This is a genomic window from Pseudomonas sp. WS 5051 (assembly GCF_012985715.1).
Taxonomy (GTDB): domain Bacteria; phylum Pseudomonadota; class Gammaproteobacteria; order Pseudomonadales; family Pseudomonadaceae; genus Aquipseudomonas; species Aquipseudomonas bubulae.
In genome coordinates this window covers 1-24,948 of record NZ_JAAQWV010000019.1, presented here as the reverse complement: position 1 = coordinate 24,948, position 24,948 = coordinate 1, and the positions used below count along the sequence as shown (strand labels likewise).

General features: G+C 56.1%; 24 protein-coding genes. 6 read left to right on the top strand and 18 right to left on the bottom strand.

The features are described from left to right. Positions 1–8: 8 nt before the first annotated feature. The 10 genes from HBN79_RS21340 to HBN79_RS21295 form a co-directional block, all read right to left on the bottom strand. Positions 9–1,334, bottom strand: a complete 1,326-nt coding sequence (locus tag HBN79_RS21340; protein ID WP_095001411.1) for a sigma-54 dependent transcriptional regulator — start codon at positions 1,332–1,334, stop codon at positions 9–11. Then, on the bottom strand, positions 1,331–3,235 hold the full coding sequence (locus tag HBN79_RS21335; RefSeq protein WP_095001410.1) for an ATP-binding protein: 1,905 nt from the start codon (positions 3,233–3,235) through the stop codon (positions 1,331–1,333). Before HBN79_RS21335 ends, HBN79_RS21340 begins: the two co-directional genes overlap by 4 nt. A 168-nt stretch (positions 3,236–3,403) precedes the next feature. Beyond that, a complete protein-coding gene (locus HBN79_RS21330) occupies positions 3,404–4,138 on the bottom strand; it encodes an amino acid ABC transporter ATP-binding protein (RefSeq protein WP_016779681.1) in 735 nt (244 codons plus the stop codon). Further along, entirely contained in the window at positions 4,135–4,809 is a 675-nt protein-coding gene (locus HBN79_RS21325; RefSeq protein WP_019823564.1) for an ABC transporter permease subunit, read from the bottom strand. The genes HBN79_RS21330 and HBN79_RS21325 overlap by 4 nt, the downstream gene beginning before the upstream one ends. Beyond that, a complete protein-coding gene (locus HBN79_RS21320) occupies positions 4,809–5,555 on the bottom strand; it encodes an amino acid ABC transporter permease (RefSeq protein ID WP_016779683.1) in 747 nt (248 codons plus the stop codon). The genes HBN79_RS21325 and HBN79_RS21320 overlap by 1 nt, the downstream gene beginning before the upstream one ends. Before the next feature lie 202 nt (positions 5,556–5,757). Next, positions 5,758–6,687, bottom strand: coding sequence for a glutamate/aspartate ABC transporter substrate-binding protein (locus HBN79_RS21315; protein WP_095001409.1), 930 nt, complete (start codon positions 6,685–6,687; stop codon positions 5,758–5,760). Positions 6,688–7,016: 329 nt separating this feature from the next. Then, positions 7,017–8,555, bottom strand: a complete 1,539-nt coding sequence (gene glpD / locus HBN79_RS21310) for a glycerol-3-phosphate dehydrogenase (RefSeq protein WP_095001408.1) — start codon at positions 8,553–8,555, stop codon at positions 7,017–7,019. Between the two features lie 286 nt (positions 8,556–8,841). Next, on the bottom strand, positions 8,842–9,597 hold the full coding sequence (locus HBN79_RS21305) for a DeoR family transcriptional regulator (RefSeq protein ID WP_019823558.1): 756 nt from the start codon (positions 9,595–9,597) through the stop codon (positions 8,842–8,844). A gap of 124 nt (positions 9,598–9,721) precedes the next feature. Further along, a complete protein-coding gene (glpK, locus tag HBN79_RS21300) occupies positions 9,722–11,227 on the bottom strand; it encodes a glycerol kinase GlpK (protein ID WP_095001407.1) in 1,506 nt (501 codons plus the stop codon). An 89-nt stretch (positions 11,228–11,316) separates the two neighbouring features. Further along, positions 11,317–12,168 (bottom strand): MIP/aquaporin family protein, encoded by an 852-nt coding sequence (locus HBN79_RS21295; RefSeq protein WP_095001406.1) that lies wholly within the window; start codon positions 12,166–12,168, stop codon positions 11,317–11,319. A gap of 370 nt (positions 12,169–12,538) precedes the next feature. Between HBN79_RS21295 and ybaK the strand changes: the two genes are divergently transcribed. Beyond that, positions 12,539–13,009: a Cys-tRNA(Pro) deacylase gene (ybaK, locus tag HBN79_RS21290; protein WP_095001405.1), complete on the top strand. Its 471-nt coding sequence runs from the start codon at positions 12,539–12,541 to the stop codon at positions 13,007–13,009. 16 nt (positions 13,010–13,025) lie between these two features. Here ybaK and HBN79_RS21285 read toward each other — a convergent pair whose 3' ends face one another. Both HBN79_RS21285 and argF read right to left on the bottom strand, forming a co-directional pair. After that, positions 13,026–14,135 carry an ABC transporter ATP-binding protein gene (locus tag HBN79_RS21285; protein ID WP_095001404.1) on the bottom strand — a complete coding sequence of 370 codons (1,110 nt, stop codon included), beginning with the start codon at positions 14,133–14,135 and terminating at the stop codon, positions 13,026–13,028. Next, positions 14,132–15,052, bottom strand: a complete 921-nt coding sequence (gene argF, locus HBN79_RS21280; protein WP_095019465.1) for an ornithine carbamoyltransferase — start codon at positions 15,050–15,052, stop codon at positions 14,132–14,134. The genes HBN79_RS21285 and argF overlap by 4 nt, the downstream gene beginning before the upstream one ends. 511 nt (positions 15,053–15,563) lie before the next feature. Here argF and grxD point away from each other — a divergent pair. Further along, complete coding sequence (grxD, locus tag HBN79_RS21275; protein ID WP_016779691.1) at positions 15,564–15,905, top strand: Grx4 family monothiol glutaredoxin; 342 nt, start codon at positions 15,564–15,566, stop codon at positions 15,903–15,905. 91 nt (positions 15,906–15,996) lie between these two features. Here grxD and bfr read toward each other — a convergent pair whose 3' ends face one another. Both bfr and HBN79_RS21265 read right to left on the bottom strand, forming a co-directional pair. Then, on the bottom strand, positions 15,997–16,467 hold the full coding sequence (gene bfr / locus HBN79_RS21270) for a bacterioferritin (protein WP_016779692.1): 471 nt from the start codon (positions 16,465–16,467) through the stop codon (positions 15,997–15,999). A gap of 198 nt (positions 16,468–16,665) precedes the next feature. After that, positions 16,666–16,884 (bottom strand): bacterioferritin-associated ferredoxin, encoded by a 219-nt coding sequence (locus tag HBN79_RS21265; RefSeq protein WP_016779693.1) that lies wholly within the window; start codon positions 16,882–16,884, stop codon positions 16,666–16,668. A 278-nt stretch (positions 16,885–17,162) separates the two neighbouring features. Here HBN79_RS21265 and HBN79_RS21260 point away from each other — a divergent pair, with 278 nt between their 5' ends. Then, positions 17,163–17,765, top strand: coding sequence for a peroxiredoxin (locus tag HBN79_RS21260; RefSeq protein ID WP_095001402.1), 603 nt, complete (start codon positions 17,163–17,165; stop codon positions 17,763–17,765). Between the two features lie 77 nt (positions 17,766–17,842). Here the strand turns inward: HBN79_RS21260 and rnt are convergent, their stop codons facing one another. Continuing rightward, positions 17,843–18,517 (bottom strand): ribonuclease T, encoded by a 675-nt coding sequence (gene rnt / locus HBN79_RS21255; protein WP_016779695.1) that lies wholly within the window; start codon positions 18,515–18,517, stop codon positions 17,843–17,845. Beyond that, positions 18,514–19,560: a dihydroorotase gene (pyrC, locus tag HBN79_RS21250; RefSeq protein WP_169917148.1), complete on the bottom strand. Its 1,047-nt coding sequence runs from the start codon at positions 19,558–19,560 to the stop codon at positions 18,514–18,516. Before pyrC ends, rnt begins: the two co-directional genes overlap by 4 nt. Positions 19,561–19,715: 155 nt before the next feature. On the opposite strand from pyrC, the gene HBN79_RS21245 reads away from it, so the two are divergent. Both HBN79_RS21245 and HBN79_RS21240 read left to right on the top strand, forming a co-directional pair. After that, complete coding sequence (locus HBN79_RS21245; protein ID WP_095024200.1) at positions 19,716–20,621, top strand: OmpA family protein; 906 nt, start codon at positions 19,716–19,718, stop codon at positions 20,619–20,621. Between the two features lie 127 nt (positions 20,622–20,748). Beyond that, on the top strand, positions 20,749–21,966 hold the full coding sequence (locus HBN79_RS21240; RefSeq protein WP_016779698.1) for an argininosuccinate synthase: 1,218 nt from the start codon (positions 20,749–20,751) through the stop codon (positions 21,964–21,966). A 57-nt stretch (positions 21,967–22,023) separates the two neighbouring features. Here the strand turns inward: HBN79_RS21240 and HBN79_RS21235 are convergent, their stop codons facing one another. Next, positions 22,024–22,815 (bottom strand): hypothetical protein, encoded by a 792-nt coding sequence (locus tag HBN79_RS21235; RefSeq protein WP_143518880.1) that lies wholly within the window; start codon positions 22,813–22,815, stop codon positions 22,024–22,026. Between the two features lie 992 nt (positions 22,816–23,807). On the opposite strand from HBN79_RS21235, the gene HBN79_RS21230 reads away from it, so the two are divergent. Continuing rightward, complete coding sequence (locus HBN79_RS21230; RefSeq protein WP_095002959.1) at positions 23,808–24,434, top strand: response regulator transcription factor; 627 nt, start codon at positions 23,808–23,810, stop codon at positions 24,432–24,434. 85 nt (positions 24,435–24,519) lie between these two features. Here the strand turns inward: HBN79_RS21230 and HBN79_RS21225 are convergent, their stop codons facing one another. After that, positions 24,520–24,702 carry a hypothetical protein gene (locus HBN79_RS21225; protein WP_016779702.1) on the bottom strand — a complete coding sequence of 61 codons (183 nt, stop codon included), beginning with the start codon at positions 24,700–24,702 and terminating at the stop codon, positions 24,520–24,522. Positions 24,703–24,948: the final 246 nt, after the last annotated feature.

Below are 24,948 nucleotides of genomic sequence, written 5' to 3'. Positions count from 1 at the left end.
CAGATCCATCAGTGCGCGAGCCCGTATTTTTTGACTTTATCAAAGAGGGTGGTCTTGGCCATGCCCAGTTCCTGGCTGGCCTGGGTCAGGTTGCCGCCGCTGCGTTGCAGGGCATCGTTGAGCAGGTTGCGTTCGAACGCTTCCACCGCCTCGGAAAACCCCAGCCCCTGTGCTGCATTGCTCCCCGGCTTTTTGAACGCCGGCAGGCCCAGGGCAAAACGTTCGGCCACGTTGCGCAGTTCCCGCACATTGCCCGGCCAGTCATGACTCATCAGGCTGGACAGGGTCTGGTTATCCAGCTCCGGGGCCGCACGGTCGAAACGCAATGATGATTGCTGCAGAAAGTATTCAAACAGTTGCAGGATGTCTTCGCGGCGTTCGCGCAAAGGTGGCAGCTCAAGTGTGACCACGTTCAGGCGGTAGTACAGGTCGCTGCGAAACTGGCTGGCCTTGCTCAGTTGGTCGAGGTCGGATTTGGTCGCCGCAATAACCCGGCAGTCCACATCGATGCTCTGGTTGGAGCCCAGGCGCTCCAGAGTGCGCTCCTGCAAAACCCGCAGCAGTTTGATCTGCAGGTTGAGCGGCATGCTTTCCACTTCGTCGAGAAACAGCGTGCCGCCATGGGCGTGTTCGATTTTGCCGATGCGGCGTTTGCCTGCCCCGGTAAAGGCGTTGGCTTCGTGGCCGAAAATTTCGCTTTCAAACAGGTTTTCCGGCAGACCACCGCAGTTGAGGGCGACAAATTGCTGGGGCTGGCGGCGGCTGAAGTCGTGCAGGCAGCGGGCGACCAGCTCCTTGCCGGTACCGGTTTCACCTTCAATCAGCACGTTGGCTGAAGTATCGGCGACGTTGGCTATCAGTTCGCGCAACTGCTGCATGGCCGGCGAGCGGCCGATGATGCGTCCTTCAAGTGAATCACGCTCGGCAAGCTGACGGCGCAGCGACCAGACTTCCCGCGCCAGGCTGCGCTGCTCCAGCGCACGACGGGCCACATCAACCAGGCGTTCGGGGGAGAAGGGTTTCTCCATAAAGTCATAGGCACCGTCACGCATGGCGCCCACGGCCATGGAAATATCGCCATGCCCGGTAATCAATACCACCGGCAGGGTGCGGTCGCGGGCCTTGAGGTGCTTGAGCAGTTCAAGACCATCCATTCCGGGCAGGCGGATATCACTGATGACGATACCCGGGAAGTTGTCGCCTACCAGCGCCAGCGCCTGTTCGGCACTGCTGACGCCTTCGCTGCGAATATCTTCGAGCGCCAGCGCCTGCTGGCAGCCGAGCAGAACATGGGGATCGTCTTCAACAATCAGGACCGTCAGGTCGTTATTCATGGCGTGTCGGCCTTAGCAGGTTGTACCAGCGGCAAAAGAAGGACAAATGCGACACCACCGGTGACCGGGAACTCGACACTGAGGCTGCCGCCGGCAGCAGCGGCCAGGCTGGCCGACAGGGTCAGGCCAAGGCCTAGACCCTGTTCGCCGGGTTTGGTGGTGAAGAAGGGTTCAAAGAGATGTTTGCGTGCTTCTGGCTCGATCCCGGGACCGTTATCGCGCACGCACAGACGGTATTTGGCGTCGTTGGGCTCGCCCGTCAGCCACAGTTGCGGTTGTGTCGCCTGACCTTGCATGGCGTCCAGGGCATTGCCAATCAGGTTGACCAGAATTTGCTCAAGTCGGGTTTGATCAATCTTGAGCGCCACCTCCGTGAAGTCTCGATGCAGTTGCACCCCTGATTCTTCCATGCGGCTGGCGAGCAGTTGCAGGGCGGCGTCAACGGCCTTGCCCAGGCAGGCCTGGCCATGATCGTCACCGCGGCGGGCGAAGGAGCGCAGGTTAGCGGTGATGCGGCCCATTCGGTCGACCAGATTGTTGATGGTGCCGAGGTTGTCCGCGGCGACCTTGAGATCACCGCGTTCAAGAAAGCGCACGGTATTGCCCGACAGCGTGCGCAAGGCCGCCAGCGGCTGGTTCAGTTCATGGGCGATGCTGGTGGACATCTGCCCGATGGCCGCCAGCTTGCCCGCCTGTACCAGTTCATCCTGGGCGCGGCGCAGGGTGTCTTCGGCCTGGCGCCGCTCGCGTATCTGGCCTTTGAGCCGTTCGTTGCTGGCCCGCAGGTGGGTGGTGCGCTCGGTGATCTTGCGCTCCAGCTGGTTGTTGGCCTCTTGCAGGGCTTCCCGTGCAGCCAGTCGGGTGGCTATCACTTTGCGTCGCTCATTCCAGGCAATCAGCAAAAAGGCCAGCAAGGCAAATGCCACCGCCACCAGCATTCCCTGGTTCGCCGCTTCACGGCGCAGGTCTTGCAATGGCGTGAGCAGGGTGATGTCCCAGGGGGTGTCGTTAAGCCTGCGGGTTTGCGCCAGGTAGCTGACTTCCTGGTGGTCGGTCACCACATCGTTACTGCTGGCGAAGGTGACTTTTTCTACGCCTTCGGCGAGGTTTTCCCGCTCCAGCGGTTCCAGCTCGTTGAGCGGCCACCAGTAGTACTGCAGGCTGCGGGCCAGGCGCTCCTTGGTGTCGGCACTGAGCGGGTGGATGGACTTGAGCCGCCGGGTAGGGTCGCTGGACAGGATGATAATGCCGTTCTCGTCGCTGACGTAGGCTTCGAGGCGGGCGCGTTGCCAGCGCTCCTCAAGGGCTTCGAGGCGAACTTTGATCACGGCCACGCCAATGATCTTGCCCTGCTCTTCCAGGCCGTGGGCGAGGTAGTAGCCGGGTTCACCCGAGGTACTGCCAATGCCGTAGAAGCGGCCGGGCTGGCCGCGTACGGCATCCTGAAAGTAGGCGCGAAATGACAGGTCCTCGCCCAGATAACTGTCGGTATCCCGCCAGTTGCTGGTAGCCATCACGCGGCCGGTGGTGTCGAGCACATAGATGGCCCGGCTGCGGCTGCGGCGGTTCAGGCCTTCGAGGTATTGATTGACGGTGACCCGGTTCTGCACGGAGGGGTCGGCGAGCAATCGCGAAACGCTGGACTCCAGCTCCAGCAGGCTGGGCAGGTAAGTGTATTTGCCCAGCTCACTTTCGACGGTACGGGCATGCAGTTCCAGTTGGCGTTCGCCGGTTTCGCTCAGGGTACGAATACCGAAGTGTTCACTGATGCGATAGCCCGCGTAGCCCAGGCCGATCGTCAACAGGATGATCAGCAGAGGCAGCAGGAAATGACGGAGCAGGCGAGGTTTCACGGCAAGTGAGGGCGGAGCACCGCGATAAAGAGTGGGGTCGCATTTCATCACAGATGCCTTGGGTCAACCACTGTGCAGTGGTTGACCGTTCACGTAGATCCACTGTGGGAGCGGGCTTGCTCGCGATGGGAGCGGCGCGGTTCATCAGTTAACCAGGATCGCTGCCATCGCGAGCAAGCCCGCTCCCACCCAAGCCGGTGGGAGCTGAACGGGTGTTTAGTGCTGCAGGATCTTGGCGAGGAAGTGCTGGGCACGCTCGGAGCGGGCCGATACATCACCGAAAAACTCTTCTTTCTCACAGTCTTCGACGATTTTGCCCTGATCCATAAAGATCACCCGGTTGGCGACCTTGCGGGCAAAACCCATTTCGTGGGTCACGCACATCATGGTCATGCCTTCGTTGGCCAACTGCACCATGACATCGAGCACTTCGTTGACCATTTCCGGGTCAAGGGCCGAGGTCGGTTCATCAAACAGCATGACGATCGGGTCCATGGCCAGGGCGCGGGCAATCGCCACACGTTGTTGTTGCCCGCCGGAAAGCTGGCCGGGGTGCTTGTGGGCATGGGCCGACAGGCCGACGCGTTCCAGAAGCTCAAGGCCTTTTTTGGTGGCTTCAGCCTTGCTGCGGCCCAATACCTTGACCTGGGCAATGGTCAGGTTTTCGGTGATGGTCATGTGCGGGAACAGTTCGAAGTGCTGGAACACCATGCCAACCCGCGAACGCAGCTTCGGCAGGTTGGTCTTCGGGTCGGCAATGGAGGTGCCGTCAACCACGATGTCGCCTTTCTGGAACGGTTCAAGGGCGTTGACGCACTTGATCAGGGTCGACTTGCCCGAGCCCGACGGGCCACAGACAACGACCACTTCGCCTTTTTTGACTTCAGTACTGCAATCGGTCAGTACCTGGAAGTCCCCGTACCACTTGTTGATGTTCTTGATCGAGATCATACGGCAAACCTTTTTTGCAGACGCTTGACCAGCAGCGAGGCGGAAAAGCTGATGATGAAATACACCAGACCGGCGAAGATCAGGAACTCATTGGAGCGGCCGATGATGTCGCCACTGGAACGCGAGGCATTGAGGAAATCCACCAGGCCAACCGTGTAGACCAGAGAGGTGTCCTGGAACAGGATAATGCTCTGTTGCAGCAGCAGCGGGGTCATTTTACGAAAGGCCTGGGGCAGGATGATCAGGCGCATGGCCTGGCCGTAGCTCATGCCCAGGGCCTTGGCTGCACCCATTTGCCCCTTGGGGATGGCCTGCACGCCTGCTCGCACGATTTCGCAGAAGTAGGCTGCTTCGAACATGACGAAGGCTACCAGGCACGACTCGAACGCCCCGATCGGGGTGTCCTTGCCGGTGATCCAGCGCAGCACGAACGGCACCGCCAGGTAGAACCAGGTAATCACCAGCAGCAGCGGGATGGAGCGGAAGTAGTTCACGTAAGCGCCGGCCAGGTTGGCCATCCACTTGCTTGACGATAAACGCATCAGGGCCAGCACGGTGCCCAGGGCCACACCACCGACAACGCCCATGACCATCAGCTTGAGGGTCATGATCATGCCGTTCCACAGGCCCGGCAGGGCGGGGACAATCCCGCTGAAATCGAAGAAGTCCATTATTTGCCCCCCAGAGACATGAGACCGGGTACGGCTACTTTTTTCTCGATCAGGCGCATCAACAGCATCAGGCTCATGTTCAGGGTGAAGTAGATCAACGTGGCCAGGGTGAAGGCTTCAAACAGGTTGGCGGAAAACTCGGCCGTCTGTTTGGTTTGTGCCAGCAGTTCCATCAAACCGATCAGCGAGGCCACGGACGAGTTCTTGAACACGTTGAGGAATTCGGAGGTGAGCGGTGGAATGATGATTCGGTAGGCCTGTGGCAGCAGCACGTTCCAGTAGATCTGCGCCATGCTGAAACCCATGGCGCGGGCCGCTGCTTCCTGGCCCCGTGGCAGGGCTTCGATACCGGTACGTACCTGTTCGCAAACACGTGCGGCGGTAAACAGGCCCAGACACACGACAACGCTCAGATAAGCCGAAGTGGTCGGGTTGAGGTCCTGCTTGTACCATTCCTGCAGGTTGGGCGGCAGTAGATCGGGCACCAGGAAGTACCAGATAAACAGCTGCACCAGCAGCGGAACGTTACGGAAGATTTCTACGTATACCGTGGCAATGCCCGCGATAAAGCGGTTCGGCAGGGTGCGCATCACGCCCAGCAGCGAACCCAGGATCAGCGCGACAATCCAGGCGACAACAGCGATAGCGATGGTCCAGCCCAGGCCGGAAATAAACCAGTCGAGATATGTCTCGCTGCCTACGCCGGTGGACTTGAAGAACACGCTCCAGTCCCAATTGTAATTCATGCAGGGTCTCCCCTCAGATGGGTCTATAAACAAGCACTTGCTTCAGGGAATCCGTTCTCACCCGGCAGGGTCGCCGGGCACACTTAGCCCGCTCGATAACCGGCGGGTCGAGTGCTCTCTAATGCAATAAGAAGCTTAGTCCAAAGGTGGTCGACACCCCCGGGCGCAATGGCTTGCGCCCGGGGGTTTCAGCCGGCTGAAATCAGGATTTCTTTTCTTCAGCCGGTTTGTCGTCTGCTGCCTTGTCGGTAGGGGTGGCAATCAACGCTTTGAGCTCATCGCTCATCGGGAACATCAGGTTCAGGCCTTTTGGTGGAATCGGCGACTCGAACCAGGTTTTGTAGGTGTCGTTGATCTTGCCCGACTTGTAGTAGGCAACGATGGCGTCATCCACGGCCTTTTTGAATTCCGGATCGCCTTTACGCAGCATGCAGCCGTAGATTTCGTAAGACTGTGGAGTGCCGGTCACGGCCCAGTCTGTAGGCTTCTTGGCTTTGGCCATTTCACCGGCCAGCAGGGCGTCGTCCATCATGAAAGCAACAGCACGGCCCGACTCCAGCATGTTGAAGGCTTCGCCGTGGTCTTTTGCCGAGATCACGTTCATGCCCATCTGCTTGTCGGCGTTCATCGCCTTGAGGATGCGCTCGGAGGTGGTACCAGCAGTGGTCACGACGTTTTTGCCTTTCAGGTCAGCGAAGTCCTTGTAAGGCGAGTCCTTTTTGGACAGCAGGCGCGTACCGATTTCGAAGATGCCGACCGAGAAGTCGACCTGCTGTTGGCGTTCAACGTTGTTGGTGGTGGAACCACACTCAACGTCAACGGTGCCGTTCTGCACCAGCGGGATACGGGTCTGGGAGGTAACGAGGTTGTACTTGACCTTCAGGTCCGGCATGTCGAGCTGTTTTTTCAGCCCTTCAACGATAGCCAGTTGCACATCATGGGAGTAGCCAACCGGTTTGCCGGAAGCGTCCGCGATGTAGGAGAACGGAATGGAGGAGTCACGATGCCCAAGGGTGATGGTGCCGGATTCTTTGATTTTCTTCAGTGTGCCGGTCAATTCGGCTGCAAAAACTGGAGTGCTAATCAGAGCTGCAGCAATTGCTGCGCCCAAAAGTTGCGGAACGATGCGCATCGATGTTTCCTCGACATTGTTTTTTTTATTGAGCCCGTTTGCAGGCCCTTTTTTACTCAGAACGTCTCAACAGGCTAAACGCTCTGTTTAAGCATTCGGCATAGAGTGTAGAGCATGAGTCGTGCCAGCCCTGGCATTAAAGTCTAACCTGCTGATTTATAACGAATTAAAGTTTTATGTCGGGACTTCGGTGGCATGCAGATGCCCGGAAAGCCGAATCATTGGGGGGGAGTGCGTTCGGAAAACCGAATGAAAGGCAGGCAGTGCGGGGGGGGAGGAGCGAAGGCCCGTGCAAGCGGACTCGCTCCCACGGGCCATCTAAACGCGAATTAAGCGGCCTGAACCTTGCGGTGTTTCAGGCCAAGGGTGGTCATGTACTGGCTCAGGTGGGCCTGTTCCTCGGCCGTGGTGAACAACCCAAGCTTGGTGCGGCGCCACAGGATGTCCTGTGCCTCCAGTGCCCATTCCTGGTTGCACAGGTAATCAACCTCACGGCTGTAAAGGCCGCTGCCGATATGCTCGCCCATGTCGCTCAGGCCTTGTGCACCTTCGAGCAAGCTCCAGGAGCGGTTGCCATAGGTGATTGCCCAGCGCTTGGCAATTGCGGCATCCAGCCAGCTGTATTTGCTGACCAGGGCCTCGCTCAGGGCTTTTGGCGTGGTCATGCCTTCGCCGCCGGGTAATGTCGCGCTGGCGGTCCAGCTCGGCTTGATCTGGGTGAAGTAGGGTGTCAGCTGTGCCATGGCCGATTCGGCCAGCTTGCGATAGGTGGTCAGTTTGCCGCCAAATACCGATAGAAGCGGGGCCTCGCCCGCTGCGCCAGACAATGCCAGGGTGTAGTCGCGGGTCACGGCAGAAGGGTTGTCGGACTCGTCATTGCACAGCGGGCGCACGCCGGAGTAGGTGCGCAGAATGTCGCTGCGGCTTACTTGCTGCTTGAAGTGGGCGTTAACCACATTAAGCAGGTAGTCGGTTTCTTCTTCGGTAATGCTGACCTTGGCCGGATCGCCGGTGTATTCGCGGTCAGTGGTGCCGATGATGGTGAACTGGTCCATGTACGGAATGGTGAACACAATCCGCTGGTCTTCGTTCTGCAGGATGAAGGCATTTGGCGCGTCATACAGCTTGGGCACAATCAGGTGGCTACCCTGGATCAGGCGGATGCCGTAAGGCGAGTCCAGCTTGAGGTCGTCCTTGATGAATTTGGCGACCCAGGGGCCGGCGGCGTTGACCAGGGCCTTGCTGCGGATCGAAAACAGGCTGCCATCTGCACGTTCCAGGTTCAACTCCCACAAGCCCTTGTTACGGCGCGCGCCGACGCAACGGGTCTGGGTGTGAACATGGGCGCCTTTTTCCCGCGCGGCCATGGCGTTGAGCACTACCAGGCGCGCGTCGTCGACCCAGCAATCGGAGTATTCAAAGCCTTTGGTGATTTCTGCTTTAAGGGGGCTGTTGGCACCGAACTTGAGGCTGGTTGAACCAGCCAGTTTTTCACGCTTGCCCAAGTGGTCATACAGGAACAGGCCGGCACGGATCATCCACGCCGGGCGCAGGTGCGGTCGGTGCGGCAATACGAAACGCATCGGTTTAACGATATGCGGGGCTTTGGCCAGCAGCACTTCGCGTTCGGCCAGCGCTTCGCGCACCAGGCGGAACTCGTAATGTTCGAGGTAGCGCAGGCCACCGTGGATCAGCTTGCTGCTGGCAGAGGACGTGTGGCTGGCCAGATCGTCCTTTTCGCAAAGGAACACCGAGAGGCCGCGCCCGGCTGCATCTGCCGCAATCCCGACACCATTGATTCCACCACCAATAACGGCGACGTCGTAAACCTCAGCGAGGGGAGTGGCAGGCAAGGTGGTCAGGGGCATGGGTTGGCCTCGCGTTCTTTACGCATATTTGAATTCGAACATTAATGTTCATTTGCGAAAATATTAGCGGATAAAGGCGCGGGCAGCCAGCACCCTTCGATTGAAAAAACTCATCGAAGGGCGTCGAAAGGAAGAATTTCGAACATTTTAGTGTAGGGCAATGATTCTGCGGGAGCAGGCATTGCTCGCAATGCAGGCGCTGCGGCTCACCTGTCAGGTTGCGGTGATGCCATCGCGAGCAAGCCCGCCCCACAGCATCTGAACCCGCATCACTATCTGAGTGCGGTTACACCACTTCCAGACGAATTTTGTTCTGGGCCAGCAGTTGCGCCAGCTCCGGCACGGGCGGCTGGTCGGTGACCAGGCAATCGATCAAGGTGATCGGGCCCAGGCGGACCATTGCATTGCGGCCGAACTTGCTGGAGTCCGCTGCCAGGATAGTTTGTCGGGCATTGGCGATAATCGCCTGGGATACGCGTACTTCCTGATAGTCAAAGTCCAGCAAGCTGCCGTCAGAATCGATACCGCTGATACCAACCAAGGCGAAGTCGAACTTGAACTGGTTGATAAAGTCGACGCTGGCCTGACCGACGATGCCACCATCGCGGCGCACATTGCCGCCGGCGATCAGTACTTCGAAGTCGTCTTTTGCGCTCAGGATCGACGCAACATGCAGGTTGTTGGTGATGATTTTCAGGTGATTGTGGTTGAGCAGCGCCCGGGCAATCGACTCGGTGGTGGTGCCGATATTGATGAAAATCGAGGCGTGATCGGGAATCTGGGCGGCAATGGCTTCGCCAATGCGGCGCTTTTCATCGCGCATCTGGTCGGCCCGCATGGCGTAGGCGGTGTTCTCTACACTGGAGTCATAGGCGGCGCCACCGTGGTAGCGGCGCAACAGGTCGGCTTCTGCCAACTGGTTGATGTCACGGCGAATGGTCTGCGGCGTGACGACGAACAACTGAGCCATTTCCTCGATGCTGACATAACCGCGCTCGCGTACGAGTTCGAGGATCTGCTGTTGGCGTGGAGGCAGATTCATGGAGTTTCCTTTGGGCGGCGAAGCAAATTCACCCATGATGCCGCAGGAAAGCGTCGTCTGCTACTCGCAGGTGCCTCAAGCAACTGCGGGCGCCATAGGCGCCCGCAGATGTAATTGCCCGTACTTAGTTGCTTTCTTCGTGAGGTTCCCAGTCGCGGGTACGGCTTACGGCTTTTTTCCAGCCGGCATAGAGCTTCTCTTTGCAGCTTTCGTCCAGTGCAGGTTCGAACTCGCGCTCGATCACCGCCTTGCCGCGCAGTTCATCCAGGCTGCCCCAGAAGCCGCAAGCCAGACCCGCCAGGTAGGCAGCGCCCAAGGCCGTGGTTTCACGCATTTGCGGGCGTTCAACCTGGGTGCCGAGGATGTCTGCCTGAAACTGCATCAGGAAGTTGTTGGCTACGGCACCACCGTCTACACGCAGGGCTTTGAGGCGTTCGCCGGAGTCCTGTTGCATAGCGTCCAGTACGTCCCGTGTCTGGTAGGCAATCGACTCCAGCGCAGCACGAATGATGTGGTCTACGCGTACACCGCGAGTAAGGCCGAACAGTGCGCCACGGGCATACGGGTCCCAGTAGGGGGCACCGAGGCCGGTGAAGGCAGGCACCAGATACACGCCATTGCTGTCTTTGACTTTATTGGCGAAGTATTCGGTGTCGTGGGCGTCGTTGATGATCTTCAGTTCGTCACGCAGCCATTGCACGGTGGAACCACCGTTGAACACGGCGCCTTCCAGGGCGTAGGCCACTTCGCCGCGGGGGCCGCAGGCGATGGTGGTCAGCATGCCGTGGGTCGACTTCACGGCGTTGGCGCCGGTGTTCATCAGCAGGAAGCAGCCGGTGCCGTAGGTGTTCTTGGCCTGGCCGGGCTCGACGCACATCTGGCCAAACAGCGCGGCCTGTTGGTCGCCGGCAATGCCGCCGATGGCGATACCGCTTTTGGTGCGGCCGTAGATTTCTGAAGACGACTTCACTTCAGGCAACATTTCGCGCGGGATATCCAGCACCTCCAGCATCTTGGCATCCCACTCCAGAGTGTGGATGTTAAAGAGCATGGTGCGCGAGGCGTTGGTGTAATCGGTAACGTGGGTTTTGCCGCCGGTAAATTTCCAGATCAGCCAGCTGTCGATGGTGCCAAACAGCAGTTCGCCTTTGCGCGCCCGTTCGCGGCTGCCTTCGACGTTGTCGAGGATCCACTTCAGTTTGGTGCCGGAGAAGTACGGGTCGGTCACCAGGCCGGTGGTGTCGCTGATGTATTGCTCGTGACCGTCGCGTTTGAGCTGCTCGCAGATCTCGGTGCTGCGACGGCATTGCCAGACGATGGCGTTGTAGATCGGGCGGCCGCTTTCTTTGTCCCAGACCACCGTGGTTTCGCGCTGGTTGGTAATGCCGATGGCGGCAACCTGGTCATGATGCAGGCCGGCCTGGGCCAGGGCCTCAACCATCACGGCGCTCTGGGTGGCAAAAATCTCCATTGGGTCGTGTTCGACCCAGCCCGGTTGCGGGTAATGCTGTTGGAACTCACGTTGTGCTGTGCACACCACGTTGGCGTCACGATCGAAGATGATCGCTCGCGAACTGGTGGTGCCTTGGTCCAGCGCAATGATGTAGTTCTTATTCTGAGTGTCGGTCATTTGTTAGTGCCTTGCAGAATGAGGGAGGTGGCGGGCGCGAGACAGGTAACGGGCAGTAGGTCTCGTGCGCCCCGTTTCATCAGTCGGTATCAGGATGCCTGGGTCTTTGCAGGCGCAGCGGCTTGGGTAACCGCATCTGCCGGGGCAATGTCAGGCAAGTGCCGGGCAATCATCCCGCGATAAATGGCAGCGCCCAGACAGGCACCTACGATGGGTGCAAAAATGGGAATCAGGAAATACGGGATATCGCGCCCGCCGGTGAACGAGACGTCCCCCCAGCCAGCGAAGAAAGTCATCAGCTTGGGCCCGAAATCACGCGCAGGGTTCATCGCAAAACCGGTCAATGGGCCCATCGAGCTGCCAATGACGGCGATCAGCAAGCCGATCAGCAGGGGGGCCAATGGGCCACGGGGCAAGCCGTTTTTGTCGTCGGTCAGGGCCATGATTACGCCCATAAGGATAGCGGTTATCACAAGCTCGACGAGGAAGGCCTGCAGCGTTGTCAGCGAAGGGTGCGGGTAGGTCGAGAATACCGAGGCCAATTCCAGGCTGGCCTGGCTGCCACGTACCATCTGGTGGGCTTGTTCGTAATCGAAGAACAGGTTGCTGTAGAGCGTGTAAACCAACGCCGCTGCGCAAAAGGCCCCTGCGATCTGGGCGAGGATATAGAAAGGCAGTTTACGTTTTTCAAAATCGGTGAACAGGCACAGCGCAATGCTGACCGCCGGGTTCAGGTGTGCGCCGGAAACGCCCGCTGTCAGATAAATCGCCATGCTGACGCCAATGCCCCAGATGATGCTGATTTCCCATAGGCCAAAACTTGCGCCCGCGACCTTGAGAGCCGCAACACAGCCGGTACCGAAGAATATCAAAAGTGCGGTGCCGAGAAACTCGGCCAGGCACTGGCCTGAAAGTGTGGGGTGCTGCGATGCAGTCGACATGTAAAACCTCGTTATTGTTGTTTTTTGACGTCGTCAATCAGGGTGGCAGTGCGCCTGAGCCTGGACCGGGAACTGCGTATTTGTGTTTTACGCTGTCAGGCTGAGTCGTGTGAGTATATTCAGATTCGAAAAAATATAGACAAGAAACACTGCTGTCAAAGGTCGAAAGTGAACGGGTATTCACATTCTGACTTCAGATGAGTGCTTTGGTATTGGTTTTTATGTAAACAAAGACTACGAATTGAGAGGGGTAAAGGTAACTTTTTAGCTACATGCTGGGTCTGTAACCTCGGTTTCAGCGCCTTTTTACGGGGTAATAGCCTAAAATCGGCCATCGTATTTCTTTCTCCTCTGCAAAACTGGAGCTGTCATGACGCCTGCACTGGACCTGCTGAAAAAAGTTCGCGCCGAACATCGGGTACACAGCTATGAACACGACCCCAAGGCGGCATCCTACGGCCTGGAGGCCGCAGAAAAGCTTGGCCTGGAGCCTGCGCAAGTGTTCAAGACGCTGTTGGCCAGCAGTGAAAAGGGCGAGTTGCTGGTTGCCGTCGTACCGGTCGTCGGAAGTCTTGATTTGAAAGCGCTGGCTCAGGCAGCGGGGGTGAAGAAAGTCGAAATGGCGGACCCGGCGGCGGCTCAGCGCTCCACAGGTTATCTGCTTGGCGGGATCAGCCCGTTGGGGCAAAAGAAGCGCCTGCGTACTTTTATTGATAAAAGTGCCGAGGGTTTTTCGACTATTTTTGTCAGCGCCGGACGACGCGGGCTGGAGGTGGAACTGGCGCCTGCGGTGCTGGCAGAGCACACGCAAGCGAAGTTCGCAGAAGTAGGCAGGGCGTAAGCGCTGCCACAGGTTTTTAGTGCGCTGTGCTGAAACGCCTTACACCTGATTCGGATTGCGGGATTTGCGCCGCTATGCTGCCGCTGGTTTGAAACATCACCAGGTGTTCGGCGGCAACGCGAATGCCCACTTCAGCGCCAGGCAAGTGGTCGGCATGACTCGGGAAGATCGACTCCAGCTGGCTGCCTGTCGGCAGTTGCAGGCGATAAAGGGTCGATGCGCCGAGGAATGTCTTGCCGATGATCCGCGCCTTCAAATCGCTGTCCGGTGCGTAGACGATATCGTCCGGGCGCAGCAATACATCCACTGCACCGCCCGTTGGCCAGGTATACGCACGGTTGCCACGCAAGACACCCAGCTCGGTTTGTACCGATTCAGGTGTCAGCAACTGGCCGCGAATAAAGTATCCCTGACCGATAAAGCTCGCCACAAAGGGCGTCTGAGGTTCGTGGTAGAGGTTGTAAGGGGTGTCCCACTGTTCAAGGCGGCCTTCCTTGAACACACCCACATGATCGCTGACAGCGAAGGCTTCTTCCTGATCGTGTGTCACCAAAATCGCACTTGTGCCACGGGCTTTCAGGATATCGCGCACTTCGTGGCTGAGCTTGCGGCGCAGCTCGCCATCCAGGTTGGAGAATGGCTCATCCAGCAACAGCAGTTGCGGCTCGGGTGCCAGGGCGCGGGCCAGGGCAACGCGTTGCTGCTGACCACCTGATAACTCGTGCGCAAAGCGTTTGCCCAGGTTTTTAAGGTTGACCAGCTCAAGCAGCTCTTCGGTCACACGGTCTTTGTTCGGGTGCTTGCGAATGCCGAAGGCAATGTTGTCGGCCACGCTCAGGTGCGGGAACAGAGCGTAGTCCTGAAACACCATACCAATACGACGTTTCTCGGGTGCCAAGGTGAAGCCGGCGCTGGAGATCACTTCGCCTGCCAGCCTGATTTCACCCTGGTGTACCGGTTCGAACCCGGCAATAGCACGCAATGTCGTGGTTTTGCCGCACCCCGAAGAGCCCAGCAAGCAGCCGATATCACCGGCATTGAGATGCAGGTTGAGGTTTTGCACCACGCTCTGGCCCTGATACCCACAGGCCAGATCACGAAGGTTTAGCAATAGCGGCTGACTCATGCGGATTGGTACGCCGGTTGGACAAGGAATTCGAGCAGCGCTTTTTGCGCATGCAGGCGGTTTTCGGCCTGATCCCAGGCCACGGAGCGAGGGTCGTCCAGCAGGTCGACGCTGATCTCTTCGCCGCGATGAGCAGGCAGGCAGTGCATGAACAGCACGTCATCGGCCGCCAGGTCGAGCAGGGCACGGTTGACCTGATACGGGGCAAACAGTTCGAGGCGCTTGGCCGTTTCGTCTTCCTGACCCATTGATGTCCATACGTCGGTGCTCACCAGGTGGGCGCCAATCACGGCATCACGCGGGTCGCGAACGATGGTAACGCGTTCGCCTGCCAGCGCCACGAACTCGGGGTTGGGCTCATAGCCTTCGGGGCAGGCAACACGCAGGTTGAAGTCAAACTGGATGGCCGCTTCTATATAGCTGTTGCACATGTTGTTGCCGTCACCAATCCAGGCCACGGTCTTGCCCTTGATCGATCCGCGATGCTCAAGGAAGGTCTGCATGTCAGCCAGCAGCTGGCATGGGTGCAGGTCGTCCGACAGGCCATTGATAACCGGTACGCGGGAATTGGCCGCAAACTCGGTCAGGGTGCTGTGGGCGAAGGTGCGGATCATGACGGCGTCAAGCATGCGTGACATGACGATGGCGCAGTCGCCTATCGGTTCGCCACGACCCAGTTGGGTATCTCGTGGTGACAGAAAAATGGCCTGGCCACCGAGCTGGATCATGCCAGCTTCAAATGACAGGCGGGTGCGGGTCGATGATTTTTCGAAAATCATGCCCAGTACGCGACCTTTCAAGGGTTCGAACAGAACGCTGCGCTGGCGCAGGTCCTTAAGCTCGATGCCGCGGCGAATCACGCTGACTAGCTCTTCGGGAGTGCAATCCATCAGGGAGAGAAAGTGCCTTGCGCTCATCATTAACTACCTTTTTTTGCAACGATCGCAGATGCTCAAGGCCGGGGTTTTCGGAAAAACGGGCGAGACCTGCGGCGAAAGCCGCACGGGGCGACGAAATAGGGGAAGGCGCGATCTTATAAGGAAATGTCGCGTCTTGCCAATAAGGGTCATATGTATAGAGGTTTGAGCGGGTCTTGCGCTGCATGAGCCACATCAGGCGGTTTGCCTCACCTCAGCTGCCCATTTGTACACTGCCGTGGCGTAGCTTGGCAATTGCGAGGGGGGGCGAGGTCGTCGTATTTGTCATCGCTGGCGAGGAGCGACGGCTGCGATGGCGTTGGCAACATTCCTGTCATGAGGCGGGGTTTAACTGCTCGCAGCCATCGTTTCTCGGCAGGGACAACAAGCTTTGTGGAGGGAGCAGGGGCATACTATTGTCTGTCGGGGAGACCGAGCGTCGCGCTCGGCTTTCCGTTACAATGCGCCACCGTGCCGACATCTGCGTCGGAAAGTTCAGCCGAGGTGCTCCATGGATATCATCGAAACTATTAAAGACCAGATTGCCAACAACACCATTCTGCTCTACATGAAAGGCTCCCCGAATGCCCCGCAGTGCGGCTTTTCGGCTAAAGCTGCTCAGGCAGTCATGGGGTGTGGCGAGAAGTTCGCTTACGTGGACATCCTCCAGAATCCTGAAATTCGTGCCAATCTGCCAAAGTACGCCAACTGGCCAACTTTCCCGCAATTGTGGGTAGGTGGCGAGCTGGTTGGCGGTAGCGACATCATGGCTGAAATGGCCGCTGATGGTTCTTTGCAGGCTTTGATCAAAGAAGCTGTCGAGAAAGCCGCAGCAAACAAGACTGAAGCCTGATATCAGTCGCGTCGTGACAGTTGTTTTGTCGCACGCATAAAAAAGCCCCGCCTCTGTGATAAACAAGGCGGGGCTTTTTAATGGGTGTTAGTTACTCACCCATTTGCGATTGCAGGTAATTCTCAATACCCACTTTGTCGATCAGGCCCAACTGAGTTTCCAGCCAGTCGATATGTTCTTCTTCCGACTCAAGAATATCTTCGAGCATTTCCCGGCTGCCAAAGTCACCAACTACTTCACAATGCGCAATGGCGGCCTTGAGGTCGGCGTGGCCAGTCTTCTCGATGCGCAGGTCACACTCCAGCATTTCCTTGGTGTGCTCGCCGATATGCAGCTTGCCCAAGTCCTGTACGTTTGGCAGGCCTTCCAGGAACAGGATGCGTTTAATCAGTTTATCCGCGTGTTTCATCTCGTCGATGGACTCGTGGTACTCATGCGCGCCCAACTTCTCCAGGCCCCAATCCTGATACATGCGTGCATGCAGGAAGTATTGGTTGATTGCGACCAGTTCGTTGCCGAGAATTTTGTTGAGGTGCTGAATAACCGAAATGTCGCCTTTCATGGCTGGGGCCTGCCTTAATTAACTGTATATAGGGCAGAGTTTGATCTGCACCTTGCAGACTGTCAAACCTAAGTATTTGAATAATAAATGAAAATTAATCGGAATAAGAATGTTTGTGTTCCGCGTCTTGGGCCTAAGCACTTGAATTCTGGGCATAAAAAAACCGGACGCTATGTCCGGTTCTTTGGAATTGGTTAATCAGGCGACTGAAAATTCTGCCGGGAAACTCATGACAGCCTGGCTGGCTTGCAGCGAGGAAAGGGTTTCGCGAACCACTTGCTTGGCCAGACAGGCACATTTGCCACATTGGCTGGCAACACCTGTCGCTTCACGCACTTCACGGTAACTGCAGCAACCGTCGTAGATTGCGTCGCGGATTTTTCCATCGGTGACGCCAGTGCAAAGGCAAACGTACATAAATAAGAACCATCGCTGGTTGGGATTCAATGCCAAGGATCTTAATGTTAACGAGAATGATTGTCAAAGTACCTTGAGTCTCAATTGAGGGTCTCAGGCACTGTGCTGACGAACGGTTCTTTTGAGCGCTTTCGGGCGGGTGAAAAAGGGTGCCTGCCAGTTCCGACGAGCGGTGTATGATGACCGGTCTTTTTACCCGGGAGCTGATTGCCTGGCGTCGTTTTCAACGGCTGCCCAATCAGGTTCTGTTTTTCACGCTGCACACCAGGAGATATCCAATGAGCGTACTCGTAGGCAAACAAGCCCCTGACTTCACCGTCGCCGCCGTACTTGGCACTGGCGAAATCGTTGACAGCTTCACGCTGTCCTCCGCCATCAAAGGCAAATATGGCCTGGTGTTCTTCTACCCACTGGACTTCACTTTCGTATGCCCGTCCGAGCTGATCGCACTGGATCACCGTATTCCTGAGTTCCAGGCGCGCAATGTTGAAGTGGTTGCGGTGTCCATTGACTCCCATTTCACCCACAACGCATGGCGCAACACGCCAGTGAACAATGGCGGCATCGGCCAGGTGAAATACACCATGGCTGCCGACATCAATCACGCCATCTGCAAGGCCTACGACGTTGAAACCGAAGGCGGCGTGGCTCTGCGCGGCGCGTTCCTGATCGACGACAAAGGCGTTGTGCGCTCGCAGATCGTCAACGACCTGCCACTGGGCCGCAACATGGACGAGCTGCTGCGTCTGGTTGACGCCCTGCAATTCCACGAAGAGCACGGCGAAGTTTGCCCGGCCAACTGGAAAAAAGGCGACAAGGGCATGACCGCTTCGACTGCAGGTGTTGCGGCTTACCTGACTGAAAATGCTGACCAGCTGTAATCGTCAGTTTCAGGCATAAAAAAACCGGACCCAGTGTCCGGTTTTTTTATGGTGCGCTGTAAGCCTTTACGACAGGATCAGTCGTTGAAGTCTTTCCAGCCGCCCATTTGTTTCCAGCTGTTTACGATGCCACAGAACAACTCGGCGGTTTTCTCGGTGTCGTAACGGGCCGAGTGTGCTTCACGCCCATCAAAGTCGATGTCGGCGGCCTGGCAGGCTTTTGCCAGGACGGTCTGGCCATAGGCCAGGCCAGCAAGGGTCGCGGTGTCAAAGCTCGAGAACGGGTGGAAAGGGTTGCGCTTCATGTCCAGGCGCGCGACAGCGGCGTTGAGGAAGCCCAGGTCGAAGCTGCTGTTATGCCCCACCAGAATGGCGCGTTTGCAGCCATTGGCCTTCAGGGCCTTGCGCACACCGCGGAAGATATCGGTCAGGGCTGTCTCTTCACTGACGGCCATGCGCAGTGGGTGATCGAGCTTGATACCGGTGAATTCCAGTGCAGCGGCTTCGATATTGGCGCCTTCAAACGGCTCGACACGGTGGAAATAGGTGTGTTCGGGGAACACAAAGCCTCTTTCGTCCATGCCGATCGTTACGGCAGCAATTTCCAGCAATGCATCAGTAGCACTGTTGAAACCGCCGGTTTCAACATCGATTACGACCGGCAGATAACCGCGAAAGCGCTCTGCCATCGGGTGGCGTGGACCGCCGCCATGGCCGCCTTCGTGTTCGTCATCATAATGGTCGTCACTCACAGCTGTTCCTCCAGCAGGCGCCAGCGCAGTGTTTCACCGGCGCGCAGCGGAATTACGGTCAGCTCGCCGAAAGGCAGGCTGGTTGGGGCGGTCCACTCCTGGCGAACCAGGGTGATCTGTTCGTTGCTGGCGGGCAAGCCGTAGAAGCGCGGGCCGTTAAGGCTGGCAAAGGCTTCCAGCTTGTCGAGCGCATTGCGCTGTTCGAACGCTTCGGCGTACATCTCGATGGCCGCATAGGCGGTATAACACCCGGCGCAACCGCACGCCGCTTCCTTGGCGTGCTGGGCGTGAGGTGCCGAGTCAGTGCCCAGGAAAAACTTCTCGCTGCCGCTGGTGGCCGCATCCAGCAGGGCTTCCTGATGGGTGTTGCGCTTGAGGATCGGCAGGCAATAAAAGTGCGGGCGAATGCCGCCAACCAGCATGTGATTGCGGTTGTACAGCAGGTGATGAGCGGTAATGGTTGCGCCGACGTTGGCCGAAGCCTCGTTGACGAACTGCACCGCGTCGGCGGTGGTGATGTGCTCAAACACGACTTTCAGCGTCGGGAAACGATCTACGACGCGGCGCATATGCTCGTCGATGAAGATCTTTTCGCGGTCAAACACGTCTACGCCGGCTCGGGTGACTTCACCGTGGATCAGCAAAGGCATGCCGACTTCGCCCATGACTTCCAGAACCGGGAAGATCGCGTCGATACTGGTTACACCGGAGTCGGAGTTGGTCGTTGCCCCGGCCGGATACAGCTTGGCTGCATGGACGAATCCGCTGGCCATGGCCGTGCGAATGTCTTCTGGCTGGGTACGATCGGTGAGGTACAGCACCATCAGCGGCTCGAAGCGGCTGCCAGCGGGGCGTGCAGCCAGGATGCGCTGGCGATAGGCGTCGGCCTCGGCGGCATTGCGCACCGGGGGTACCAGGTTGGGCATGATGATGGCGCGGCCAAAAGTGCGCGCTACATCCGCGACAGTGTGAGGCAACACAGCACCATCGCGAAGATGTATATGCCAGTCGTCGGGACGCAGCAGGGTCAGGCGGTCAGACATTGGGGATTCCAGGCGGGTCGAACTGAGGTGAATGCTACCGGAAAAGACTCTGGCAGGCACTCGCTATCAAGTTTTGTGATTGCTGACCGATATCTGATGAGCATGCCGTAAATCTGTGGCCTGTTTTTTTGCTGTACAAGCCTGTGGAGCCTCCCGTGCGCCAGCGTTATTTCATCCTGCTCAGTATGTTTGCCAGCCTGCCAGCCATGGCTCTGACTTTTCAGACGCGGCTGGAGAATATCGAGTGGAAAGTGGAAGGTGACAAATTCGAATGCCGTCTGATTCAGCCGATTACCGATTTTGGTTCGGGTGCTTTTGTAAGGCGTGCAGGAGAACAGGCTGTATTTCGTCTTAATGCCTACAACTCAATGTTGGGCGAGGGCTCTGCCAAGCTGTTGGCCGCCGCTGCGCCCTGGCAACCGGGCCGTGGTGATATTGACCTGGGCTCGGTGCGTATTGGCCGTGGGCAGGTGCTTTTCAACAGTTCCCAGGCGCAGGCCGCCAACTTGTTTCGAGGCTTGATTGAGGGGCGCAGCCCCTTGATAAGGCATTATTCTCGTGAGGGCAATGTCTCGGAAGTACGCCTGCTCCCTGTCAGGTTTCGCCAGGCTTACGGCGACTACGAGGCCTGTACCGCAAAGCTTTTACCGAAAAACTTTGAGCAGGTCAGACAAAGCCAGATCGGTTTCCCTGGCGGGGGGACCGAACTGGACGCGGTGGCCCGGGTCAACTTGCAAGTCATGGTCGAATACTTGAAGGCAGACCCTACAGTCAATCACGTCATCCTCGACGGTTATTCCGATAATCAGGGCAATCGCTTGACCAATCGTGAGCTGTCGCGGCGCCGGGCATTGGCGGTAATGGAGTATTTCAAGCAGAACGGCCTGCAGGAGTCGCAGATCACGGTGCGATTCCATGGTGAGCAATACCCCTTGGCGGCGAATACCAGTCGGGTAAACCGGGCGAAAAATCGCCGGGTAAGCGTCCGCCTGGAACGGCTCCCTGTGCCTGAAAAAGCTGCGCCATCTGTAGGTCCCAGCAATCCAGCGGCTATTTCCTGAAGCAACGGTCTCGTCGCGTCTTTGATATAAACTGTCGCTTTGTCGTCTTAAGCTGTCGCGCCTCTGTAAATTCATGGCTGTGGGCGGTAGACTGTTCGGCTTTTCGAACAACCCGTGGAGTGATGGCATGGCGGACGTAAACAAGGTCGTTCTGGCTTATTCGGGCGGCCTGGACACTTCGGTGATCCTGAAGTGGCTGCAGGATACTTATAACTGTGAAGTCGTAACCTTTACCGCTGACCTGGGTCAGGGTGAAGAGGTCGAACCTGCACGTGCCAAGGCGCAAGCCATGGGCGTCAAGGAAATCTACATTGATGACCTGCGCGAAGAGTTTGTTCGTGACTTCGTTTTCCCGATGTTCCGCGCCAACACCGTTTACGAAGGCGAGTACCTGCTGGGTACATCCATTGCTCGTCCGCTGATTGCCAAACGCCTGATTGAAATCGCCAATGAAACGGGCGCCGATGCCATTTCCCACGGTGCAACGGGTAAAGGTAATGACCAGGTTCGCTTTGAACTGGGTGCCTATGCCTTGAAGCCAGGGGTGAAGGTTATTGCTCCTTGGCGTGAGTGGGACTTGCTCTCCCGTGAAAAGCTGATGGATTACGCTGAAAAGCATGCAATCCCGATCGAGCGTCACGGCAAGAAAAAATCCCCGTACTCGATGGATGCCAACTTGCTGCATATCTCCTACGAAGGTGGTGTGCTCGAAGATACCTGGACTGAGCACGAAGAAGACATGTGGAAGTGGACCGTCTCTCCGGAGAACGCTCCTGACAAGCCGCAGTACCTGGAACTGACCTACCGTAATGGCGACATCGTTGCGCTGGACGGTGTTGAGATGACACCTGCGACTGTTCTGGCAACGTTGAACCGTATTGGTGGCGAACACGGTATCGGCCGTCTGGATATCGTCGAAAACCGTTATGTTGGCATGAAGTCCCGTGGTTGCTATGAAACCCCGGGCGGCACCATCATGTTGCGTGCTCACCGCGCCATTGAGTCGATTACTCTGGATCGTGAAGTCGCTCACTTGAAAGACGAGTTGATGCCAAAGTACGCCAGCCTGATCTACACCGGCTACTGGTGGAGCCCTGAGCGCATCATGCTGCAACAGATGATTGATGCTTCGCAGGTTCACGTTAACGGTGTTGTTCGCCTCAAACTGTACAAAGGCAACGTGATTGTTACCGGTCGCAAGTCTGACGAGTCGTTGTTTGATGCCAACATCGCAACCTTTGAAGAGGATGGCGGTGCTTACAATCAGGCCGATGCTGCCGGCTTCATCAAGTTGAATGCATTGCGCATGCGTATTGCTGCAAATAAAGGGCGCAAGTTGTTCTGATACAGCTCGCCTGGTAAAGCCCCAGCCAATTGGCTGGGGCTTTTTTTTTCCTGCAATTCAGGTATTTGTTTGGGGGCGGGGTGAGTTAAGCAGGGTGAATCTGTGTGCGTCGGTGTTGTAGCTGATAATGGTTGTATGGTTGATGGATGACGTATGTTTGAAGTTGTCGATGGCCAGTCGAAGAGTTTCCTGAGGGATACTGGAGTGCTGGTTGGTAAGCAGTAGCAGTACAGCATGTCTGGGGGGCGTGTTTTTATATTTGCGGGTTGCTTTGTAATAGATATGTAATACCTCTTCGGCAGTGCCTTTATGAGGGGAGAGCAAGTGCAGGTAGTTCAGGTCCATAAGATAAAGTGTTTTTAACTCTGAGCCCTCTCTCCATGCATGACTCTTGGCAAAGAATGTTGCGTGCGCTCTTTCGGGGGGTGGAAACGGGGGAGGGTCTACGTGGTGGACTCTTTGGCCTTGAAGGAAGATGTTATGGGGTCTGTATAAGCTGTACGGGGAGCCTGAAGGGCAGGCGGGTATAAATAGTTGTGCGGATGTACTTGTGCTTGCAAATGAATTGCCTTGCTTCAGGCAAGGGCCAGTCGGCTGAGAGAACCCTTCCGGAGTATTCTCGGCTTTGGATAAGTCAGCGGGGGTATAAAGTGTTTTGTTATTGAAGTTTAAGGTCAGGAAAAACAACGTGATCAGAAGTGATGGGAACACAATCAGGAACCATACGTATATTTTTTGATGCTCACTGTCGATATAAGGGAGAGAGACTGCAGCGGACGCTTCCGTCAGCATTGAAAAAACAGCGATAACGGTAAGTGGGTGGTTGATTTTTATGGTGTTTTTTATCATGAAAGTGCCTTTTGGTAAAAGTCGGAATGATAAGGAAGAAGGCGCTTCTTGGCGGTGTATGGCCAGCTTGGAGTATCTGTGCAGGGTCAATGTAAGTCGGGTGATTGGTTCAGCGCTTTCTTCAGGGAGTTGCTAGCGTTTTTTAAAATTAGTCGTGTTTTTTTTAAGGCGCAAATCAATTGCATGAGATTGTGTCGCGCCCGGCTGGCGGAATTTATCGATTTCTTGAATAAGAGGTTTGTTTTTGTAGGGGGGCTGTCGTTATCAGATCGGACCTTGTTAAAGGGCGTTAAGTGTTTTTTGTAAAGGGTGTAAGGTTTTTAGTCAGTGACTGATTTGAATGATAAGTCTGAGAGGGAGTTGTAGGTGGATGAACGTATCTATCGGATATTTATTTTTATCTTGGTTGGGTTTGCCTGGGCGAACGTCTTGCCGTTATTTTAGCGTGATTTAATGCTTTAGGTGTTTTCCTAATGATTTGTAGTCCGATTCTGTAAGCATGAAATTGTAATATTTTCCCTTGGAAAAATAGTAGATTTAATTTGAATGAACATTGAGATTTGTCACTGTGTTTTTTGTGGTTTTTAATGGGGGTGGGGCATTTTATTTGGGCGGCAGGCCATGGGGGTGGGGTATGTAGTTGAGTTGTCAGGCTGTTTGGTCAGATTTTTGAATGTGTTTTATATCTGGTTTTTTGAATGTGTCTTAAGTGGGTACGATTTCGTTATCTGTGTGAAAGTGTTGCAGTTCTATGTTGGGTTTTTATTTTAATTCTCGGCGCTTTCTTGAGTTTCGGTCTTCCCATGTCTGGCAGCTTGTGACGAAAGTGTGTGGGGGGCGTTTCAATGGGCGATATCTGTAGGGTTGATCTCCAATATTTGTAGGAAATGTCTTTGGTTGTTGATGCTTGAGGGGGTGCTATGCCCAGTTTGTTGCGACTAGGCTATGGTGCTGGTTCTGAAAATTCGAACAGCGATAAATTGGAATGGCCCATGAATAAAGTGCTGATCGTGGATGATCATCCTGTAATTCGTCTTGCTGTGCGTATGCTCATGGAACGACATGGCTACGAGGTTATTGCAGAGACGGATAATGGTGTGGATGCTTTGCAGCTTACGCGTGAATATGCGCCTGATATCGTAATTCTGGATATTGGAATACCTAGGCTTGACGGGCTTGAAGTTATAGCGCGGTTGTCCACACCGGCAGTGCCTATCAAGGTGCTGGTGTTGACTTCACAAGCCCCGGGTCACTTTTCCATGCGTTGCATGCAAGCCGGTGCAGCCGGTTATGTATGCAAGCAGCAGGACTTGACTGAACTGTTGAGTGCAATCAAGGCCGTACTGTCTGGCTACAGTTATTTCCCGAATCAAGCCTTGCACTCAGTACGTTCAAGCTTGGGGAATGCCAGTGAGGCAGATATGGTCAATCGCCTTTCTGGGCGAGAAATGATGGTGTTGCAGCAGTTGGCACGTGGAAAGAGTAACAAGGAAATTGCGGATGGCATGTTTTTGAGCAATAAAACGGTGAGCACCTACAAAACGCGCCTTTTATTGAAGCTTAATGCCCGTTCACTTGTAGATTTGATTGAGCTGGCACAGCGCAATGGCCTGGTGTGAAGAGAGGGGCTTGAAGATGTAATACCCCAAGCCCCCTGAGCAAAAGCCTCCACAACAGGAGGCTTTTGATGCCGTATCTCCGGGATTACAGGTCGTATCCATAATCTTCCAGCTCTTTTCTGAGCCGTTTTTCTTCCAGCAGTGCGTCAATGGTGCGGCGTTTGGCCAGATTGGTTTTAGCGACCTCGACAACAGGCTCTACGACTTCGTCCGAATCGACGACTGCGAAATCTTCCTCTACTTCCAGTTCTTCTTTGCCAGTGCTCATTCAATTCACTCCAGGCTAAGACAGCTAATGGCGCCCCTTATAGCGATAATCGTTCGTTGGGTAAAAAAGATTTTCTCAATCGATCAGCCCATAGAACGCCTATCACTCAATCATCAGAGTGTAGTGGTCTAATGAAACCGGACACCCTTTTAGGCGAGAATACTCGCCAGATCGAGGTGTCAGATGACCAAACAACGCCGTACCTTTTCCGCTGAATTCAAACGCGAGGCTGCCGACCTCGTGCTC

Coding starts and splice junctions, on each gene's coding strand:
- HBN79_RS21340 (WP_095001411.1), bottom strand. CDS start 1,334: ATGAATAACGACCTGACGGTCCTGATTGTTGAAGACGATCCCCATGTT.
- HBN79_RS21335 (WP_095001410.1), bottom strand. CDS start 3,235: ATGAAATGCGACCCCACTCTTTATCGCGGTGCTCCGCCCTCACTTGCC.
- HBN79_RS21330 (WP_016779681.1), bottom strand. CDS start 4,138: ATGATCTCGATCAAGAACATCAACAAGTGGTACGGGGACTTCCAGGTA.
- HBN79_RS21325 (WP_019823564.1), bottom strand. CDS start 4,809: ATGGACTTCTTCGATTTCAGCGGGATTGTCCCCGCCCTGCCGGGCCTG.
- HBN79_RS21320 (WP_016779683.1), bottom strand. CDS start 5,555: ATGAATTACAATTGGGACTGGAGCGTGTTCTTCAAGTCCACCGGCGTA.
- HBN79_RS21315 (WP_095001409.1), bottom strand. CDS start 6,687: ATGCGCATCGTTCCGCAACTTTTGGGCGCAGCAATTGCTGCAGCTCTG.
- glpD (WP_095001408.1), bottom strand. CDS start 8,555: ATGCCCCTGACCACCTTGCCTGCCACTCCCCTCGCTGAGGTTTACGAC.
- HBN79_RS21305 (WP_019823558.1), bottom strand. CDS start 9,597: ATGAATCTGCCTCCACGCCAACAGCAGATCCTCGAACTCGTACGCGAG.
- glpK (WP_095001407.1), bottom strand. CDS start 11,227: ATGACCGACACTCAGAATAAGAACTACATCATTGCGCTGGACCAAGGC.
- HBN79_RS21295 (WP_095001406.1), bottom strand. CDS start 12,168: ATGTCGACTGCATCGCAGCACCCCACACTTTCAGGCCAGTGCCTGGCC.
- ybaK (WP_095001405.1), top strand. CDS start 12,539: ATGACGCCTGCACTGGACCTGCTGAAAAAAGTTCGCGCCGAACATCGG.
- HBN79_RS21285 (WP_095001404.1), bottom strand. CDS start 14,135: ATGAGTCAGCCGCTATTGCTAAACCTTCGTGATCTGGCCTGTGGGTAT.
- argF (WP_095019465.1), bottom strand. CDS start 15,052: ATGAGCGCAAGGCACTTTCTCTCCCTGATGGATTGCACTCCCGAAGAG.
- grxD (WP_016779691.1), top strand. CDS start 15,564: ATGGATATCATCGAAACTATTAAAGACCAGATTGCCAACAACACCATT.
- bfr (WP_016779692.1), bottom strand. CDS start 16,467: ATGAAAGGCGACATTTCGGTTATTCAGCACCTCAACAAAATTCTCGGC.
- HBN79_RS21265 (WP_016779693.1), bottom strand. CDS start 16,884: ATGTACGTTTGCCTTTGCACTGGCGTCACCGATGGAAAAATCCGCGAC.
- HBN79_RS21260 (WP_095001402.1), top strand. CDS start 17,163: ATGAGCGTACTCGTAGGCAAACAAGCCCCTGACTTCACCGTCGCCGCC.
- pyrC (WP_169917148.1), bottom strand. CDS start 19,560: ATGTCTGACCGCCTGACCCTGCTGCGTCCCGACGACTGGCATATACAT.
- HBN79_RS21240 (WP_016779698.1), top strand. CDS start 20,749: ATGGCGGACGTAAACAAGGTCGTTCTGGCTTATTCGGGCGGCCTGGAC.
- HBN79_RS21235 (WP_143518880.1), bottom strand. CDS start 22,815: ATGATAAAAAACACCATAAAAATCAACCACCCACTTACCGTTATCGCT.
- HBN79_RS21230 (WP_095002959.1), top strand. CDS start 23,808: ATGAATAAAGTGCTGATCGTGGATGATCATCCTGTAATTCGTCTTGCT.
- HBN79_RS21225 (WP_016779702.1), bottom strand. CDS start 24,702: ATGAGCACTGGCAAAGAAGAACTGGAAGTAGAGGAAGATTTCGCAGTC.